This window comes from Cellulomonas sp. B6 (genome assembly GCF_001462455.1).
GTDB lineage: Bacteria > Actinomycetota > Actinomycetes > Actinomycetales > Cellulomonadaceae > Cellulomonas.
On sequence record NZ_LNTD01000139.1, the window covers coordinates 1 to 18,007 of the forward strand.

The 18,007-nt window shown below is 72.6% G+C and carries 15 protein-coding genes and 1 pseudogene; 8 read left to right on the top strand and 8 right to left on the bottom strand.

Translation table 11 applies throughout. The annotated features are described in order from the left end of the window. Nucleotides 1-199: 199 nt before the first annotated feature. Nucleotides 200-1,057, top strand: a complete 858-nt coding sequence (locus tag ATM99_RS12835) for a PAC2 family protein (RefSeq protein ID WP_062103284.1) — start codon at nt 200-202, stop codon at nt 1,055-1,057. A 70-nt stretch (nt 1,058-1,127) separates the two neighbouring features. Here the strand turns inward: ATM99_RS12835 and mshC are convergent, their stop codons facing one another. Continuing rightward, entirely contained in the window at nt 1,128-2,372 is a 1,245-nt protein-coding gene (gene mshC, locus ATM99_RS12840) for a cysteine--1-D-myo-inosityl 2-amino-2-deoxy-alpha-D-glucopyranoside ligase (RefSeq protein WP_062103285.1), read from the bottom strand. Between the two features lie 50 nt (nt 2,373-2,422). Between mshC and ATM99_RS12845 the strand changes: the two genes are divergently transcribed. Next, entirely contained in the window at nt 2,423-3,472 is a 1,050-nt protein-coding gene (locus tag ATM99_RS12845; protein ID WP_062103286.1) for a CorA family divalent cation transporter, read from the top strand. 4 nt (nt 3,473-3,476) lie between these two features. On the opposite strand, the gene ATM99_RS12850 is transcribed toward ATM99_RS12845, so the two are convergent. Then, a complete protein-coding gene (locus ATM99_RS12850) occupies nt 3,477-4,379 on the bottom strand; it encodes an undecaprenyl-diphosphate phosphatase (protein WP_082659709.1) in 903 nt (300 codons plus the stop codon). Nucleotides 4,380-4,457: 78 nt separating this feature from the next. Between ATM99_RS12850 and ATM99_RS12855 the strand changes: the two genes are divergently transcribed. Next, nucleotides 4,458-5,423 carry an aldo/keto reductase gene (locus ATM99_RS12855; RefSeq protein ID WP_062103287.1) on the top strand — a complete coding sequence of 322 codons (966 nt, stop codon included), beginning with the start codon at nt 4,458-4,460 and terminating at the stop codon, nt 5,421-5,423. A 92-nt stretch (nt 5,424-5,515) separates the two neighbouring features. Here ATM99_RS12855 and ATM99_RS12860 read toward each other — a convergent pair whose 3' ends face one another. Further along, complete coding sequence (locus tag ATM99_RS12860) at nt 5,516-5,836, bottom strand: hypothetical protein (protein WP_062103288.1); 321 nt, start codon at nt 5,834-5,836, stop codon at nt 5,516-5,518. Nucleotides 5,837-5,949: 113 nt separating this feature from the next. Between ATM99_RS12860 and ATM99_RS12865 the strand changes: the two genes are divergently transcribed. Beyond that, the gene (locus ATM99_RS12865) at nt 5,950-6,186 is read left to right on the top strand and encodes a DUF5703 family protein (RefSeq protein WP_046528524.1); all 237 of its coding nucleotides are present in this window, start codon (nt 5,950-5,952) and stop codon (nt 6,184-6,186) included. Nucleotides 6,187-6,247: 61 nt separating this feature from the next. Here the strand turns inward: ATM99_RS12865 and ATM99_RS12870 are convergent, their stop codons facing one another. The 5 genes and pseudogenes from ATM99_RS12870 to ald form a co-directional block, all read right to left on the bottom strand. Beyond that, nucleotides 6,248-7,555, bottom strand: a complete 1,308-nt coding sequence (locus ATM99_RS12870) for a M20/M25/M40 family metallo-hydrolase (RefSeq protein WP_255356818.1) — start codon at nt 7,553-7,555, stop codon at nt 6,248-6,250. A 20-nt stretch (nt 7,556-7,575) separates the two neighbouring features. Continuing rightward, nucleotides 7,576-8,256, bottom strand: a pseudogene (locus ATM99_RS12875) (M3 family metallopeptidase); the annotation flags it as partial. Between the two features lie 119 nt (nt 8,257-8,375). Next, nucleotides 8,376-11,153 carry an NACHT domain-containing NTPase gene (locus ATM99_RS12880; protein ID WP_082659713.1) on the bottom strand — a complete coding sequence of 926 codons (2,778 nt, stop codon included), beginning with the start codon at nt 11,151-11,153 and terminating at the stop codon, nt 8,376-8,378. A 335-nt stretch (nt 11,154-11,488) separates the two neighbouring features. Continuing rightward, complete coding sequence (locus ATM99_RS12890) at nt 11,489-13,561, bottom strand: M3 family metallopeptidase (RefSeq protein WP_062103292.1); 2,073 nt, start codon at nt 13,559-13,561, stop codon at nt 11,489-11,491. Between the two features lie 89 nt (nt 13,562-13,650). Next, on the bottom strand, nt 13,651-14,784 hold the full coding sequence (gene ald, locus ATM99_RS12895) for an alanine dehydrogenase (protein WP_062103303.1): 1,134 nt from the start codon (nt 14,782-14,784) through the stop codon (nt 13,651-13,653). A gap of 162 nt (nt 14,785-14,946) precedes the next feature. Between ald and ATM99_RS12900 the strand changes: the two genes are divergently transcribed. The 4 genes from ATM99_RS12900 (at nt 14,947) to ATM99_RS12915 (ending at nt 17,973) form a co-directional block, all read left to right on the top strand. Then, nucleotides 14,947-15,462 carry an Lrp/AsnC family transcriptional regulator gene (locus ATM99_RS12900; protein WP_062103293.1) on the top strand — a complete coding sequence of 172 codons (516 nt, stop codon included), beginning with the start codon at nt 14,947-14,949 and terminating at the stop codon, nt 15,460-15,462. Nucleotides 15,463-15,464: 2 nt separating this feature from the next. Further along, a complete protein-coding gene (locus tag ATM99_RS12905; protein WP_062103304.1) occupies nt 15,465-16,241 on the top strand; it encodes a fructosamine kinase family protein in 777 nt (258 codons plus the stop codon). 117 nt (nt 16,242-16,358) lie between these two features. Continuing rightward, nucleotides 16,359-17,192 (top strand): matrixin family metalloprotease, encoded by an 834-nt coding sequence (locus ATM99_RS12910; RefSeq protein WP_150118282.1) that lies wholly within the window; start codon nt 16,359-16,361, stop codon nt 17,190-17,192. A gap of 145 nt (nt 17,193-17,337) precedes the next feature. Then, nucleotides 17,338-17,973 (top strand): alpha/beta fold hydrolase, encoded by a 636-nt coding sequence (locus ATM99_RS12915; protein WP_223305054.1) that lies wholly within the window; start codon nt 17,338-17,340, stop codon nt 17,971-17,973. Nucleotides 17,974-18,007 lie beyond the last annotated feature (34 nt).

Here is an 18,007-nt window from a genome sequence, read left to right on the forward strand (position 1 = left end):
CTCAGGACGGCCTCCGGGCTCGGGACGGGTGGGGGCGGACCGCACGGTCCGCGCCCATCATGCCCGCTCGTCCGCGGGGCGCCACCGCCGCGGGGACGAACGTGAGCGGTGCCACGCCGGCACCACGACGCGGTGCGCCGAGCCACCCGGACGGCGGTGTCACGCCGCTCCGTGACCGGGCCAGCCCTAGGCTGGGACCGTGAGCGAGCACGCAGCACCCGACCTCCCGGCCCGCGAGACCGTCCTGCTCGCGGCCTTCGAGGGGTGGAACGACGCGGGCAGCGCCGCGACCGCGGCCCTGGAGCACCTGCACGACGTGTGGGGCGCCGAGCAGGTCGACGAGCTCGACCCGGAGGAGTACCACGACTTCCAGGTGAACCGCCCCGTGGTCGGCCCCGGCCCCGACGGCACGCGGGAGATCACGTGGCCGACGACGGCGGTCGCGGTCGCGACGACGCCGCGCACCGGGCGCCAGGTGGTGCTCGTGCACGGCATCGAGCCGTCGATGCGGTGGCGCCGCTACTGCAGCGAGCTGCTCGACATCGCCGCCGGCCTGAACGTGCGCACGATCGTCACGGTCGGCGCGCTGCTCGCCGACGTGCCGCACACCCGGCCCATCCCCGTGAACGCGACGAGCGAGGACGAGGAGGTGCGCGAGCTGCTCGGCCTGGAGCCCAACACGTACGAGGGCCCGACGGGCATCGTCGGCGTGCTGCAGCACGAGGCCGGTGTGCGCGGCCTGCAGGCGCTGTCGCTGTGGGCGGCGGTGCCGCACTACGTCGCCGCTCCCCCGTCGCCCAAGGCGACGCTCGCGATCCTGCACCGCATCGAGACCCTGCTCGGCGAGCCCGTGCCGCTGGCCGACCTGCCCGACGACGCGGAGGCCTGGCAGCACGGCGTCGACGAGCTCGCGGGCGACGACTCCGAGATCGGCGAGTACGTGCGCCAGCTCGAGGAGGCGAAGGACACCGTCGAGCTCCCGGAGGCGAGCGGCGAGGCCATCGCGCAGGAGTTCGAGCGCTACCTGCGTCGCCGCGACAAGGGCACCGGCGGCTGACCGGTCCGGTCCACCTGCGCGAGGCCCGCGCCGGTCGGCGCGGGCGTGGCGTCGTGTCGCGACGAGGTCGTCAGAGCCGGACGCCGAGCAGCGCGTCGACGGCGCGCGCGACGACACCGGGCGCACCTTCGTGCGTCGGGCCCTGCCCGGCGAGAGAGGCCGCCGCCCACGCGTCGACCACCGCGATCGCGCGCGGCGTGTCGAGGTCGTCGGCGACGGCCGCGCGCACGCCCGCCAGGACCGGCGTCGCGTCCGGACCGCCGTTGCCGGACATCGCGCGCCGCCACGTGACGACGCGCTCGCGCGCCTGCGCGAGGCCCGCGTCGGTCCACTCCCAGTCCTCGCGGTACCGGTGCGCGAGGACCGCGAGGCGCACCGCCATCGGGTCGACGCCCTGCGCGAGCAGTCGTGACACGAGCACGAGGTTGCCGCGCGACTTGCTCATCTTGTGACCCTCGTAGCCGACCATGCCGGCGTGCGCGTGCACGCGCGCGGCCTGCCCGTCGTCGAGCAGCCGCAGGTGCGACGCGCTGCACTCGTGGTGCGGGAACACCAGGTCGGAGCCGCCGCCCTGGACGTCGTAGGGCGCGCCCAGGCCGTCGGACGCGATGACCGCGCACTCGACGTGCCAGCCGGGCCGGCCACGTCCCACGCCGGGGGCGTCCCACGCCGGCTCGCCGGGCCGCTCGGCGCGCCACAGCAGCGGGTCGAGGGGCGACCGCTTGCCGGGCCGGTCCGGGTCGCCGCCGCGCTCGGCGCTCAGCGCGAGCATGGTCGCGTCGTCGAGCCGCGCGACGGTGCCGAACGCCGGGTCCGCGGCGAGGTCCGCGTAGACGTCGTCGCCGCCGTCCGGCGCGGGGAGCCGGTACGCGGCGCCGCGCTCGAGGAGCGTGCGCACCGCCGCGGCGACCTGCGGCACCGACTCGACGACCCCGCGGTACACGTCGGGCGGGACGACGCCGAGGGCCGTCATGTCCGACGCGAACAGCGCCGTCTGGTCGGCCGCGAGCGCGCGCCAGTCGACACCCGTCGCGGTCGCGCGCTCCAGCAGCGGGTCGTCGACGTCCGTGACGTTCGAGGCGTACGTGACGCGCTGCCCGGCGTCGCGCCACGCCCGCACGAGCACGTCGAACGCGACGTACGTCGCGGCGTGGCCCATGTGGGTGGCGTCGTAGGGCGTGATGCCGCAGACGTACAGGCGCGCGGAGGCTCCCGGGGCGGCGACGACGAGGTCGCCGGACGAGGTGTCCAGGAGGCGGACCGGGTCACCGGTCCCGGGTAGCTGCGGGATCTGCGGAGCGGGCCAGGTCAGCACGCCGGAAGCCTAACCGCCACGCCCGGGGACTGCGGACGCACAATGGGCGGGTGACGCAGCACGGAACGGGCCACGAGGTGGCCGACGGCGGCAGGTCCCGGACGTCGACGCAGGTCCGCGGGCGGGCGTGGGTCGAGCGCACGGGGACCTGGCTGCGGGTCGAGCCGGACGCCGACGGGGAGCTCGACCTCGCCGACCTGCCCGACGACGTGCGCACGACGTGGGTCGTGACCGACGACCTCGACGGCCTCCTGACGGCGGCGCGCACGCTCGGCCCCGACGACCGGGCGGTGCGCCTGCTCGCGCACCACGTGCACCGCGAGGGCCACCCTCGGGCCAAGGTGCTGCGCGGGCGGGACGACACGATCGTGCTCACGGCGCCGACGGTGTCGTTCGTCGGCCGCACGGCCGACGTGCACACCGGCTGGATCACCGGGGTCGTCCACCCCGGTCTGGTCGTCATGACCGAGCAGGGCGACGCGGGTGTGCTGGCCACGGCCGCCGAGCGGCTCGAGGACGACCTGCCCGACCCCGACGACTGCGAGCACGCGGTGCTCGCCACCGTGCTGCTGACGCTCACGCAGAACGCCGGCGAGGTCGAGACCGAGATCGGCGACGCCGTCGCGCGCGTCGAGCGCACCGTGTTCTCGCAGCACCCGCGGCGCGACGTGCTGGCCGACCTGTACGACCTCAAGCGCGAGATCGCCGAGGCGCGCCGGGCGCTCGGTCCGGTCGGCGCGGCGCTGCCCGAGCTCGTCGGGGCCGCCGAGCGCACGTCGCGACGTCCGGAGTGGCTGCGCCGCGTCGAGGCGTCGGTCGACCGCGTGGACCGGCACCTCGACGCGCACGACTCGCTGCTGGGCGACATGCTCGCGGTCCACCTCGCGCAGGTGTCGGTGCAGCAGAACGAGGACATGCGCAAGATCTCGGCGTGGGCCGCGATGATCACGGTCCCGACGCTCGTCGCGGGGATCTACGGCATGAACTTCCAGCACATGCCGGAGCTCTCGTGGACGTTCGGTTACCCGCTCGCGCTGGCCGTCATGGCCGGCGCGTGCGTGGCGCTGTGGCGCGCGTTCCGACGCTCGGGGTGGCTCTGACGCGTCAGACGCTCGTGAGCTCGCTGACCGGCTCGAGGACGCCCGTCAGGAGCAGCAGCACGACGAGGGCGGCCAGCCCGAGCCGGTAGTACACGAACGGCTTGTAGCTGAACGTCGAGACGATCTTGAGGAACGCGATGATCACGACGTACCCGATCGCGAACGCGACGAGCGTCGCGACCAGCGTCGCGCCCGCACCCGGCGTGCCCGCGCTGCCGAAGTCGCCCAGGCTCTTGACCAGCTGGAACAGCCCCGAGCCGAACACCGCGGGGATCGCGAGCAGGAACGAGTACCGGGCCGCGGCCTCGCGCGTGTAGCCCATCAGCAGACCGCCGGTGATCGTGCCGCCCGAGCGCGAGACGCCCGGCACCAGAGCGAGGGCCTGCCAGAACCCGAACGCGAGCGCGTGCCGGGGAGTCAGCTCGTCGAGCGCGCGGCGCTTCTCCCCCACCTTGTCCGCCCAGCCCAGGACGAGCGCGAAGACCGCGAGGGTCGCGGCGACGAGCCACAGGTTGCGGAAGGGCCGCTCGATGGCGTCCTGGAACGCCAGGCCCAGCACCACGATGGGCACGGTGCCCAGGGTGATGAACCACGCCATGAGCGCGTCGTGGTCGGCCGGTCGGCCGGCGGGCAGGCCCAGGCGGCTGCGCCAGTCGGTGCCGTACGCACCCCGCACGGCGGCCCACCACGCGAGCACGATGCGCTTGATGTCCCGGCGGAAGTACAGCAGCACGGCCGTCTCGGTGCCGAGCTGCGTGATCGCCGTGAAGGCGGCGCCCGGGTCCCCGGAGCCCACGAGCTCGCCCACGATCCGCAGGTGCGCGCTCGACGACACGGGAAGGAACTCGGTGAGCCCCTGCACCAGGCCGAGCAGGATCGCCTCACCAGTTCCGATGCCCGTCGTCACGAGGCGCAACGATAGCGCCGCACGGTGGCGGCACGTCACGCACGGGACCGGCGCTCCGCGCGGCTAGGGTGGCGAGCCATGGAGCTCCGCCGTCTGGGCCGCACGGGCCTGCGCGTGTCCTCGCTGGCCCTGGGCACGCTGACGTGGAGCCGCGACACCGACGACCACGAGGCCGCCGACCAGCTGCGCGACTTCGCCGAGGCGGGCGGCACGTTCGTCGACACGTCGGCCGCGTACGCCGACGGTGGCGCCGAGGAGCTGCTCGGAACGCTGCTGGGCGACGTCGTGGACCGCGACGACGTGGTGATCTGCACGAAGGCGGGCGTGCGTCGCACCACCGCCGGCGCGACCGTCGACGCGTCCCGCGGCGCGCTGCTCGACTCGCTCGACGCCTCGCTGCGCCGTCTGCGGACCGACCGCGTGGACCTGTGGCTCGCGACCCCCGACCCCCGCACCCCGCTGGAGGAGACGGTCTCGGCGCTGCGGCACGCCGTGCAGACGGGCAAGGCGCGCTACGTCGGCCTGTCGAACCACGCCGGCTGGCAGGTCGCGCGCGTCGCGACGCTGCTGGGCGACGACCCGGGCCTCGCGGCGGTCGAGGCCGAGTACTCGCTGCTGCAGCGGGGCGTCGAGCGCGAGGTGCTGCCCGCGTGCGCGGCGCTGGGTGCGGGGCTCCTCGCGTGGTCGCCGCTCGGGCGCGGCGTGCTCACGGGCAAGTACCGCCGGACCATCCCGTCGGACTCGCGGGCCGCCACGGCGCACCTCGCCGGGTTCGTGCAGCCGTACCTGACGGCCGACGCGGCGGGCGTCGTGGACGCGGTCGTCACCGCGGCCGCCGGGCTCGAGCGGGCGCCGCTCGAGGTCGCGCTCGCGTGGGTGACGTCACGTCCGGGCGTCGCGTCCGCCGTGGTCGGAGCGCGCACGGCTGCACAGCTGCGCGGTGCGCTCGCGGTGGAGGACCTGCGCCTGCCGCCCGAGATCACGGTGGCGCTCGACGAGATCACGGCCCCCGCCGCGAGCTACCCCGAGCGCCCCGGCCGCTGAGCGCCCTCGCCCCGGGGAGTCGGGGCGAGGGGTCGGGGCGGCCGGATGCCTTCGGGCGGTGGTGCTGCGGGTGTGCCGCTCGGCCGCAGCGGTCAGTGCCGGACGTCGGCGAGATCGTCGTCCTCGTCGTCGTCCTCGTCCTCGTCGTCGTCCTCGTCGAGGTCGTCGTCGTGGTGGTCCTCGTCGTCCTCGTCGTCGAGGTCGTCGTCGTCCTCCTCGGCCAGGTAGAACGGCGTCGCCTCGCCGTGCACCGTGCCGAGCGCGTCGTCGTAGACCTCGAACGCGTCGGCGAGCACGTCGTACGCGTCGTCGACGGCGGGGTCGTCGTCGTCGTGCTTGGCGGCGACGGCGGCGTAGTGCGCCTCGAGGGCGGCCACCAGACGGTCGAGGGCGGCGCGCGGGTCCACGGTCATGGCACGACCGTAGCGCCGCGCGGGGCACAATGGCACCGCATCTGCACCGACGGGGCGGCCACCGCGACGGCTGGTCGTGCCGTCGTCACGACGCGACGGGACGAGGTGGGGCGATGACGGCACGCAGGCGCAGCGACTGGGCGACGCAGGGCGGGCAGTGGGAGTACCGCATGCTGACGATCCCGCGCAGCACGTCGCGCAACGACGCCCGGCGCATGCTCACCGACGAGGCCGAGTACGGCCGGTGGGAGCTCGCCCGCACACGCCTGTACGCCGGCGGCGAGCGGCGCGTGTGGCTGCGGCGCAAGATCATCCGGGTGCGCTCGACGCTGCCCGAGACCGTCGGCTGACCTGCGCCGACGGCCCCGGGGGTACGCCGACGGCCCCGGCCCCGGGGCCGTCGGCGCCGGCTCAGCAGGTCGCGAGCAACCGGTCCAGGACGCGCGTGCCGAACACGAGCGCGTCGGCGGGGACGCGCTCGTCGACGCCGTGGAACATGCCCGCGAAGTCGAGGTCGGCGGGCAGGCGCAGCGGTGCGAAGCCGTAGCCCGTGATGCCCAGGCGGGACAGCGACTTGTTGTCCGTGCCGCCCGAGAGCATGTAGGGCAGCACGGTGGCGCCCGGGTCCTCGGCGACGACGGCCGCGACCATCGCGTCGACGAGCGCACCCTCGAAGGGCACCTCGAGCCCGGTGTCGCGCACGAGGTCCTCGGCGCGCACGTGCGGGCCGAGGAGCGTCGCGAGCGTCGCGTCGAACTCCTCGGAGCGCCCGGGCAGGAACCGGCCGTCGATCGACGCGGTCGCGCCGCCGGGGATGACGTTCTCCTTGTACCCGGCCGCGAGGCGCGTCGGGTTGGTGGTGTGCCGCAGCGTGGCGCCGACGAAGCGCGACGCCGGCCCGAGGGCGTCCACGAGCGCGTCGACGCCCTGCGGGTCCTCGGGGTCGAACGGCAGGCCCGTGAGGTCCGCGACGCCCTCGAGCAGCGCGCGCACGGTCGGCGTGAGCTCGAGCGGCCACGCGTGCTCGCCGATGCGCGCGACGGCCGCGGCGAGGTGCGTCACGGCGTTGTCGGCGTTGACCTGGCTGCCGTGGCCCGCGCGCCCCTGTGCGACGAGCCGCAGCCACGCCAGGCCCTTCTCGGCGGTCTGCAGCAGGTAGACGCGCCGCCCGGCGACGTCGACAGAGAAGCCGCCGACCTCGCTGACGGCCTCGGTCGCGCCCGCGAACAGCTCGGGGCGGTGCTCGACCGCCCAGTGCGCGCCGTACCGGCCGCCGGCCTCCTCGTCGGCGAACATCGCGAGCACGACGTCGCGCGCGGGCCTGCGGCCCTCGCGGACCATCTGCCGCACGACCGCCAGGACCATCGCGTCCATGTCCTTCATGTCGACCGCGCCGCGGCCCCACACCAGGCCGTCGCGCAGCTCGCCCGCGAACGGGTCGACCGACCAGTCCGGCGCGTGCGCGGGTACGACGTCGAGGTGCCCGTGCACCACCAGCGCAGGGCGGGACGCGTCGGCACCCTCGAGGCGCACGACGACGTTGGCCCGGCCGGGCGCGCTCTCGAACAGCTCGGGCTCGAGCCCGACGTCCTGCAGCAGGCCGACGACGTACTCGGCGGCCGCGCGCTCCCCCGGCCCCGTGCCGTCGCCCGGGTTGGTGGTGTCGAAGCGGATGAGCTCGCGGCACAGGTCGACGACCTCGTCCGCGGCGGTGGGCACGGCCCCCGGCGCAGCGGCGGTCACGCCGACGCCCCCGTCAGGCCGCGACGCGCGAGCAGCGGTGCGATGTCGGGCGCGCGGCCGCGCAGGTCGGCGAACGACCGCAGCGGGTCGATCGACCCGCCGCGTGCGAGCAGGCGGGTGCGGAACGTGTCGCCGTTCTCGCGGCGCAGGCCGCCGTTCTCGGCGAACCACTCGACCGTGTCGGCGTCGAGCACCTCGGACCAGATGTACGCGTAGTACCCGGCCGAGTAGCCCGAGCCGAAGATGTGGTTGAAGTACGTCGTGCGGTACCGCGGCGGCACCGGCGCGTACGCGAGCCCGACGACGTCGAGCGCGGCGGCCTCGAACGGCTCGACGTCGTCGACGTCGGTCGGCACCTGCTCGGGCGTCAGGCGGTACCACGCCTGGTCGAGCAGCGCCGCGGCCAGGTACTCGGTCGTCGCGAAGCCCTCGCCGTCCTGACGCGCCGCGAGCAGCGTCTCGACCCACTCCTCGGGCATCGGCTCACCGGTCTCGTGGTGCACCGCGAACGACCGCAGCACCTGCGGGTCCCACGCCCACATCTCGTTGACCTGCGACGGGTACTCCACGAAGTCGCGCGGCACGTTCGTGCCCGACTGCGACGGGTACCGCACGTGCGACAGCAGCCCGTGCAGCGCGTGCCCGAACTCGTGGAACGTCGTGATGACCTCGTCCCAGCCAACCACGCAATCCCGAGACACTAGCCTCGATCCATCCAACACCGAGAACCCCCAATGACCTGCGGTTACGCTGCTACAAAGCCAACTTACGATATTCACCTAGAGGCAAGTCATCACTACGCCTCACGCGCGCCTTCCGCGCTTTGCGCAACTGCAGGCTCCACTCGGCGGCGCCGCCCCGATGCGGCGGCTGCGTCAGTCGACTTTCGCTTACGCGGGCCAACGACGGACAAATCTCGACGGATCCATCGCTCAACGAAGGCCCTCGCGAACTCCGCATCTGGGAAGTTCGCTTCCAGCAGTTCCCTTGCGTCGTCAGTGACCTCACCGCGCTCACGCGCCACGGTTAGGGTACTAGCCCAATCAGCCAACACTAGGAGAACAGGCTCTCGCTTGGAGACGCGAGCGTCATGCGCCTCGAGAAGCGGAAGGAGGAGCAGGATTCCCACCCCACCCACGCGAGACAGAACCACCCCGCCGTCAGGCTCGAGCAGCCAAGCCCAACCCAATTGTTCGGCTCGAGCCGTCAACCAGGGCGTTTGTGCACGCGACAACCGGTCCACCAGATCGACTTCCAGGCGTTCGGCGACTTTCGCGCTCGCAAAACCGATGGCGCCATCAAAGCCACCGCGTCGCCGCATGACGAGGAAGCGATAGAAGAACGGCGGAGACATTCGACGCCAGCGCTCGGGCTCGCGGAACGCATAAAGAGCATGCACGCCATGCCACCGGAACAAATCGTCCACGGAGATGTTACCGCGCTCCATCTCCATGACCGCCACCCACCGCAACGATCGCGACGCGGCCGATACGCTCGACGAGAACTCCTTCAAGTTCTCCCCCGCCCAACCTACCCAATACCGACTTACAGGCACTAGAGAAGAGTATCGATACAGGGGAGCAAGCGCTGCGGCGATGGCTGCCTTGTCGGTCTCGTCGCGCTCGAGCCGCTCCCGAAGTAGTTGCCGGAGGACCGCGCCGACCCGTGGCTCATTCTCCGTCGAGACGATCATCATCTCGTTGAGCAGCCGCTGCCCAAGGTCGTCGCGAACAGCACCTCGAGCTTCCACCATGAGCTGAGCGCCCTCAACATGGAGCCCGAACGCCTTACCAACGCAATCTCGCACCAACGCCGGTCGCGGAACCACGAATTGCATCGCCCTAACCGCGAAGGAAGCTGCATAGTAGTCCCCGGCAGAGTCACCCTCTACACTGTCGAGCACCAGCGCCAGGAAATCGTCTGCCCCGTCCTCTGTCGACCGCCCGAGAATCTGCACTGCTAATTGCGCGACGACATCCCAGCCCCCGGAACGAATATGGGGTTCTAGTTGCGCGTAGAGCGCTGCGGCGCTCGTGTTCTCCCGAACAAGTTGACTGGCCGCAAAATATTCAAGAAAGGTGCGATGCGTGAATCCGTAGGTGTCCGAGCCGATATCGGTCAGGACCCACGCGCGCCCTTTGCAGAAGTCGATAAATTCGCTTGCAGCAGCTTCCGCGGAGTGCTCATCATCGAAGCGCTTCTCAAGCAGGTAATTCTTCATGTACTCAACGAGACGGTCCCGCTGGATGCCCTCGCCGGGTTCGATGCCTCCCGCGTCCGCACCCTCCGCGTCGATCTTGTACATATACAGAGCCAATGATCGCATGGCTGCCTGCACGTGCGCGTCGAACGATAGCGGAGCCGTTATGCCCCGCTGCTTGTCCCAGCGCTCGAAGAGCAGAAGCGCACACTTTTCGTATACGTCGGGACGGTTGCGGGGAATATAGTTCTCGCTCGCATAGATTCCGCACATCAGTGAGAGCATGAGCGGGTTTATTCGTAGGTCCGCGACGAACGTACTGTCTGCCATGAACGATGCCGCAAGCGCGTCCTGCCTGGTCGCATCGACCGTTTCGTCAAGTGCGAACCATTTCCTGACGTAGTCCTGAACCTGAGCTTCGGTGAACTCGGAGAGGTGCACCGATGGGAAAAGGATCGAGTCCAAAGGTGCCTCGTTGTAACCCACGCGCCGCGAGGTGACGATGATTGGGCACGTTGGATATCTGTGCGCGAACCCTTCGACCGCTTGCACGACGTCCTTGCGGAGGCCGGTGTCGAGCAGTTCGTCCAAGCCGTCCAAGATTACGACGGCTCGATCGTTCAGAAGGAGCCATTCGATGGCATCAGTAGGGGGTTCGATGTTGTACGGAGATCTGCACAACGCTTCAAGATACTCGACTAGCGTCGTTCGGTCCTTACCGCGGACAACGCTGGCATAGTCCCGCAGTTCGACGAAGAAAGGCGTACGCCGTACGCCCGATTTAGGCACGTCCGCAGCGAGGTCGTAGGTAAGCTTTCGCGAGAGTGTCGACTTTCCACCTCCCGGATCCCCAAGGACGACAGCGCGCGTGCCCAGCAGCATGAGCTGCGAGACTGACAGATGAAGACCGTCGTCGCCGCGCCGATGAACGGCCTGCTTCTCATTGAGGCGCACCCTAGGCTCGACAAAGAGCTGTCGATACGGCACTTGACGCGTAGTTCCAGCGTGTGGCAATTTCATCGTTGCATGCAGGCCCGCGACTTGGGCGCGATAGTCCTCTTCAAACGCGTACAGTTCGTCGATGTTCGCTATGCCACGCAGCAGCTGCGAGTTCCGCGCGCTCGCCGCCGCGAGACTGCCCACTGTCTTGGTTATCTCGGCTTCAAGAGTCACCGCGACGTCCGGCTTAGCGAGGAGTGGCTCAACTTCTCGAAGAACGACCTCGTTTATTGCCGCGTACATTGCGTCGCATACGGCGTCGTCGACGTCCGAAGCCATCGCGAGCCTGAGGGCAGCGTCGAATTCACTCCGTACCGAGCGGGCAAGCCCTTCGGCCTTCTTGCCATGCCCTTCGATCAGGTATAAGCGCGCCAAGGACGTTGCTGTGTGCTCAAGTGACGCAGAGTCGCAGAACTGCAGAAGTTCCCTGCTGGAGGTTTCGTCAAGATTCTCGATGCACTCTCGTCGGCCCTGACCAGCCCGACCGGTGCTCAGCGCGCGTATTTTCGCCCGCCTTCTGCTCCGCAGTACGTTCTTCGCCCCGATCCCGGCTGCTCGCACTGCTCCAGCCGCCGCGCCCTTGCCGGCCGCTAGTGCAATCGCTTCAAGTCCAGTGAACACTTGAGCCCCCGACGGCCGTAGTAGTTCCGATGAGGATACTGCCTTCACCACCTCGGATGCATGAACCGAACGACCGACGCGTGTCGCACCTACAGGCCGCGTCGGCGCAGGAGGGGGCCGATCTCGGGGTCACGTCCGCGGAAGTCCCGGAACGCACTGAGCGGCTCGATAGAGCCTCCGCGACCCAGGAGTCGAGTCCGGAACGTGTCGCCGTTCTGACGAAGCAAGCCTCCGTTCTCCTTGAACCACTCGACGGTGTCGGCATCGAGGACCTCGGACCAGATGTATGAGTAGTAGCCCGCGGCGTAGCCGCTGCCGAAGATGTGGTTGAAGTACGAGGTGCGGTAGCGCGACGGGACGGGCGGGAACGCCACGCCGGCAGCTTCGAGCGCCGCGGCCTCGAACGCCTCCACCGCAGCGGGGTCCGTGGGCACCTCCTCGGGTGCGAGCCGGTACCACGCCTGGTCGAGCAGCGCCGCGGCCAGGTACTCGGTCGTCGCGAAGCCCTCGCCGTCCTGACGCGCCGCGAGCAGCGTCTCGACCCACTCCTCCGGCATCGGCTCACCGGTCTCGTGGTGCACCGCGAACGACCGCAGCACCTGCGGGTCCCACGCCCACATCTCGTTGACCTGCGACGGGTACTCCACGAAGTCGCGCGGCACGTTCGTGCCCGACTGCGACGGGTACCGCACGTGCGACAGCAGCCCGTGCAGCGCGTGCCCGAACTCGTGGAACACCGTGATGACCTCGTCCCACGTGAGCAGCGTCGGCTGCCCCGGCGGCGGCTTCGGCACGTTGAGGTTGTTGACGACGACCGGCGCGTCGCCCAGCAGCGTGGACTGCTCGACGAACGAGTTCATCCAGGCGCCGCCGCGCTTGGCGGGGCGCGTCCACCAGTCGCCGAGGAACAGGCCGAGGCCGCTGCCGTCGGCGTCGAACACCTCGAACACGCGCACGTCGGGGTGGTACCCGACGAGGTCGTGCCGCTCGGAGAACGTCAGCCCGTACAGCAGGTTCGCGGCGTGGAACACGCCGTCGGCGATGACGTGCTCGAGCTCGAGGTACGGCCGCAGCGCGGACTCGTCGAGCGAGCGGCGCTCCTGCCGGACGCGCTCGGCGTAGTACGCCCAGTCCCAGGGCTCGAGCGTCGCGCCCGGGTGGTCGGCCCGCAGCGCGGCCTCGAGCTCCGCGCCCTCGGCGCGCGCGTTCGCGACGGCCGCGGGCGCGAGCCGCGCGAGCATCTGCGCGACCGCGTCGGACGACCCGGCGGTCGCGTCGGCCGCGACGTACGCGGCGTGGTGCTCGAAGCCCAGCAGGCGCGCACGCTCGGCCCGCAGCCGCACGAGCCCCAGGAGGGTGGCGCGCGTGTCGTGCTCGCCGCCCGCGCCGCGCGTGAGCGACGCGGTCATGACGCGCTCGCGCAGGCCGCGGTCGCGCAGCGACGACAGCACCGACTGCTGCGTGGGGAGCTGCAGCTCGAGCAGCCACGCGCCCTCGTGGTCGCGCGCGGTCGCGGCCTGCGCCGCGGCGTCGCGCGCGTCCTGCGGGAGCCCGTCGAGCTCGGCCTCGTCGGTCACGAGGACCGCGGCGGCGTTGGCCCCCGCGAGCAGCAGGCGCCCGAACGCCGCGTCGAGCGACGTGATCTCGGTGTTGATGGCGCGCAGGCGCTCCTGGTCGACCTCGGGCAGGCCGACGCCGGCGCGCGCGAACCGGCGACGCGTGCGGTCCAGCAGCCAGGCCGTGTCGGGCTCGAGCGCGGTGCCGTCGGCCTCGAGCCGGGCCGCGAGCGCCTCGACGCGCGCGTGCAGCCGCGCGTCGAGCCAGATCGCGTCGGCGTGCGCGGCGAGCTCGGGGGCGACCTGCTCCTCGATCTCCTGCAGCCCGGGCGTGGACTCGGCACCGGACTGCACGTAGAACGCCGACGCCGCGCGCGTCAGCAGACGACCGGTGCGCTCGAGCGCCTCGAGCGTGTTCTCGACCGTCGGCTCCGCGGGGTCGGTGGCGATCGCCTCGACCTCGGCGAGCTGCTCGGCCATGCCCGCCCGGATCGCGGGGAGGAAGTGCTCCTCGCGCAGCACGCGGAAGTCCGGCAGGCCGTAGGGCAGCTCGGACTCGTGCGCGAACGGGTTGGCGGGGTCGAGCGGCAGCGCGTCGGAGGTCATGGCCCCATCGTCACAGATCGCGGGCGCGGTCCGGGGCGGCCGCGCGTCGTGCGGCGCGCGCGTACCGACCCGGACCCGTGCGCGGACGGTCAGCGCGCACGCGAGGACGTGGCGGGCAGGACGTCGGCCGGCGGCGTCCACACGTACCCGTGCGCGTGCGCGACGGGCGCGTGCAGCAGCGCACCGGCGTGCGTCGTCAGGCCGCCGGCCAGCGCGGCGTCGGCCGTGACGGCGGCGCGCCAGCCGCCGTCCGCGAGGGCCGCGAGGTACGGCAGGGTCGCGTTGGTGAGCGCTCGCGTCGAGGTGACCGGCACGGCGCCGGGCATGTTCGCGACGCAGTACAGCACCGAGCCGTGGACGCGGAACGTGGGGTCGTCGTGCGTCGTGGGGCGCGTGTCCTCGAAGCAGCCGCCCTGGTCGACCGCGACGTCGACGAGCACGGAACCGGCGCGCATGCGGGAGACGAGGTCGTTGCTCACGAGACGCGGCGCGCGGGCACCGGGGAGCAGGACCGCACCGACCACGAGGTCGGCGTCGAGCAGCTCGCGCTCGATCGCCCACGCGGACGACGCCACCGTCCGGACGCGTCCGCCGAACAGGTCGTCGAGCTCGCGGAGCCGGGGCAGCGACAGGTCGAGCACGGTGACGTCGGCGCGCATGCCGACGGCGATCTGCGCGGCGTGGGTGCCGACGACTCCCCCGCCGAGCACGACGACCTTGGCGCCGTCGACACCGGGCACGCCGCCGAGCAGCACGCCCCTGCCGCCCTCGTTGCGCATGAGGTGGTACGCGCCGACCTGCGTCGCGAGACGCCCGGCGACCTCGCTCATGGGCGCGAGGAGCGGCAGCGAGCCGTCCGGGAGCTGCACGGTCTCGTACGCGACGGCCGTGGTGCCGGCGGCGAGCAGCGCGTCGGTGCCGGCACGGTCGGCCGCCAGGTGCAGGTACGTGAAGAGCGTGAGGTCGTCACGCAGGTAGCCGAACTCCGCCGGGACCGGCTCCTTGACCTTGCACACGAGCTCGGCGGACCACGCGTCGGCGGCGGTGGGCACGATCCGCGCACCCGCGGCGGCGTAGTCGGCGTCGTCGATCGCGGAGCCCGCGCCGGCGCCGGTCTCGACGAGGACCTCGTGCCCGGATGCGACGAGGTGGTGGGCCCCGGCGGGCGTGAGCGCGACGCGGTACTCGCGGTTCTTGGTCTCGCGCGGGATGCCGACCTGCATGACGGTGCTCCGATCCGGGGGCGCCCTCAGGACGGGGCGCGGCGGTGCGGCGGGACGCGAAGGGACGACCACCGCGACGGGTGTGATGCCCGTCACGTTGAAGTGTGAAGTTCGTGTGTTGCGCACGCATGACGACGGGATGATCTTCGGTAACGTCGGACCATGAACGCACAGGATTCGTCGGAGGCGACCCGTGTCCCCCGTGAGCGCCGAACGCCCTTCGGCGAGCTCGACGACCTGGACCGGGCCCTGCTGCGCGAGCTCGAGCGTGACGGCCGCATCTCCAACAAGGACCTCGCCGAGCGCGTCGGCGTCGCGGCCTCGACGTGCCACACGCGCGTCGCGGCGCTGCGCGCCCGCGGCGTGCTGCGCGGGTTCCACGCCGTGGTCGACCCCGAGGCCGTCGGGCGCGGCCTCCAGGCCATCATCGCCGTGCGGCTGCAGGCCGCGGCACGCGCCCGGCTCGGCACGTTCGCACGCACCCTGGCGGCCCGCCCCGAGGTGCGCGACGTCTACCTGCTGGGCGGCACGGAGGACGTGATGCTGCACGTCGCGGTGCACGACTCGCGTGCGCTGCGCGCGTTCGTCGTCGAGCACCTGAGCACGCGCCCCGAGGTCGCGCACACGCAGACGAGCCTGGTCTTCGAGCACCTGCACGTCCCGACGACGGCGGTGTGAGCGTGCCGCGCGCGGTCCACCGCAAGCAGCGCACCGACGCGCCCGCCGGGTTCTTCGCGTGCGAGGCCGCCGGCCTGCGGTGGCTCACCGCCGCGGACGGCGCGCGCGTCGTCGAGGTGCTCGACGTCGGCGAGCACCACCTCGACCTCGTGCGCCTCGACCCGGTGGAGCCCACCGCCGCGGCCGCGCACGCGTTCGGCGCCGCTCTCGCGCGCACGCACGACGCCGGCGCGCGGGCGTTCGGCGCCCCACCCGACGGCTGGTCGGGCGGCGCGTGGTTCGGCCCGCTCGACGCGCCGCTCACGATGACGACCGGTGAGCACGCGACGTGGGGCGCGTTCCTCGCCACGGAGCGCCTGGACCCGGTCGCCGCGACGCTGCGCGACCGGGGGCTCACGACGCCCGCGGACGACGCGGCGTTCGCGCGCCTGGTCGACGCGCTGCGCGACGGCCGCTGGGACGACGACGAGCCACCGGCCCGCGTGCACGGCGACCTGTGGCAGGGCAACGTCGTGTGGACGGCCGACGGCGCGACGCTCATCGACCCCGCGGCGCACGGCGGTCACCGCGAGAGCGACCTGGCGATGCTCGCGCTGTTCGGCCTGCCGCACCTCGACGCCGTGCTCGCCGGGTACCACGAGGCGCACCCGCTGCCCCGCGGCCGGCAGCACCGGGTGGCGCTGCACCAGCTCTACCCCGTGGCCGTGCACGCGGTGCTGTTCGGCGGCGGGTACGTCGAGCAGACCAGGCGGCTGCTGCACCGCGTCCTCGACGGCTGACCGGTGCCGGGTCGCAGCGCACGGCACCACCCGTCCGGGCCTGTCCGCGCGGCCCTCGCGCGTGCGAGGCTCGGCGCGGGACCCGCCCCGGGGAACCCGCCCCGGGAGGTCGTGAAGGTGTCGTCGGGACCCGCGCCGCTGTCGGCGGACGCGATCCGGCGCGCGATGGGCGGGCCGCCCGCACGCCGGTCGCGCGTGCCCGCCCTGCTGACGACGGGCGTCGTGCTCGTCGCGCTGCTGCTGGCCGTCACGTGGTGGGCGCGCTCGTACGGCCCTCTCGCCGGTCCCGCGCGCGGGTTCGAGGAGCGGGGCGTCCCGCTCGGCCTGCCGCCGCTCGTGTCGACGAGCACCGGCTCCTACGCCTTCCTCCAGACGCAGGACGACGGCACCGGCCCCGTGGCGTGGAGCCCGTGCCGCCCGATCCACTGGGTGCTGCGGCCCGACGGCGCGCCCGCGGGTGGCGACGCGCTGCTGACCGCGGCGTTCGCCGACGTCGCGGCGGCCACGGGCCTCACGTTCGTCGCGGACGGCGCGACGGACGAGGGACCGCGAGCCGACCGCGAGGCCTTCCAGCCCGACCGGTACGGGCGCCGCTGGGCGCCCGTCCTCGTCGCCTGGTCCGACCCCGGCGAGCACCCCGACCTCGCGGGGACCGTCGCGGGCAGCGCCGGCGGCACGTCGGTGGTGGGCGACGGGTACGCCGTCTACGTCAGCGGGCAGCTGGTGCTCGACGCCCCGCAGCTCGCCGAGCTCCTCACGTCGCCGAACGGCTCCGCCGTCGCGCGGGCCGTCGTCACGCACGAGCTCGCGCACGTGGTCGGGATGGCCCACGTCGACGATCCCGGTCAGCTCATGCACCCGACCGCCGACGTCCGCCAGACGGCCCTGGGCCCCGGCGACCGCGAGGGGCTCGCGCTGCTCGGTGCGGGACGCTGCGCACCGCACCTGTGAGCGTCCGCGGCGCGGCGGCCGCGACTGTGAGGAGGCCGTGCAGGATCCGTGAGTCCCACCCTGCACCCAGGTTCGGCGCGTAGCGTCGGCCCCTGATCGTCGTCCCGCCCCGAGGAGTCCCGTCATCGCCAGGCCCATCGTGCTCGTGCACGGCACCCGGACGTCCTCGGCCATCTGGTCCCCCCAGGTCGACGCGCTGCGTGCCAGCGGGCACCCGACCCACGCGATCGACCTGCCGGGCCACGGGACGCGCACCTCCGAGCGCTTCACGCTGGAGGGTGCGCTGCGCGCGATCGACGACGCCGTGTCGAGCTGCGGCGAGCCGCCGCTGCTCGTCGGGCTCTCGCTCGGCGGGTACACCGCGCTCGCGTACGCGGGCCGGTACGAGCAGCGCATCGCGGGCGTCGTGCTCGCGGGCTGCTCGACCGAGATCCGGGGCAAGCCGGTCTCGCTGTACCGCCGCGGCGCGCACCACGTGACGCGCTGGTTCGGCCTCGGCCAGGGCACGTGGCACGTCGTGACCGACATGCTCACCGCGATGGCCGGGTACTCGCCGCTGCGCGACCTGCGCCGCCTGCTGCTGCCGGTGTGGCTCGTCAACGGGGCCCGCGACCCGCTGCGGCTCGACGAGCGCCGCTACCTGCGGGCCCTGCCCGGCGCCCGGCTCACGGTCGTGCCGCGCGCCGGTCACGACGTGAACTCGCACGCCCCCGCCGCGTTCAACCGCGTCCTGCTGGACGCGCTGCGCGAGCTCACGCACCGCACGCCGCAGCCCGTCTGACGCACCCGCCGCCGGCGCCGTGGTGAGGGCGCGG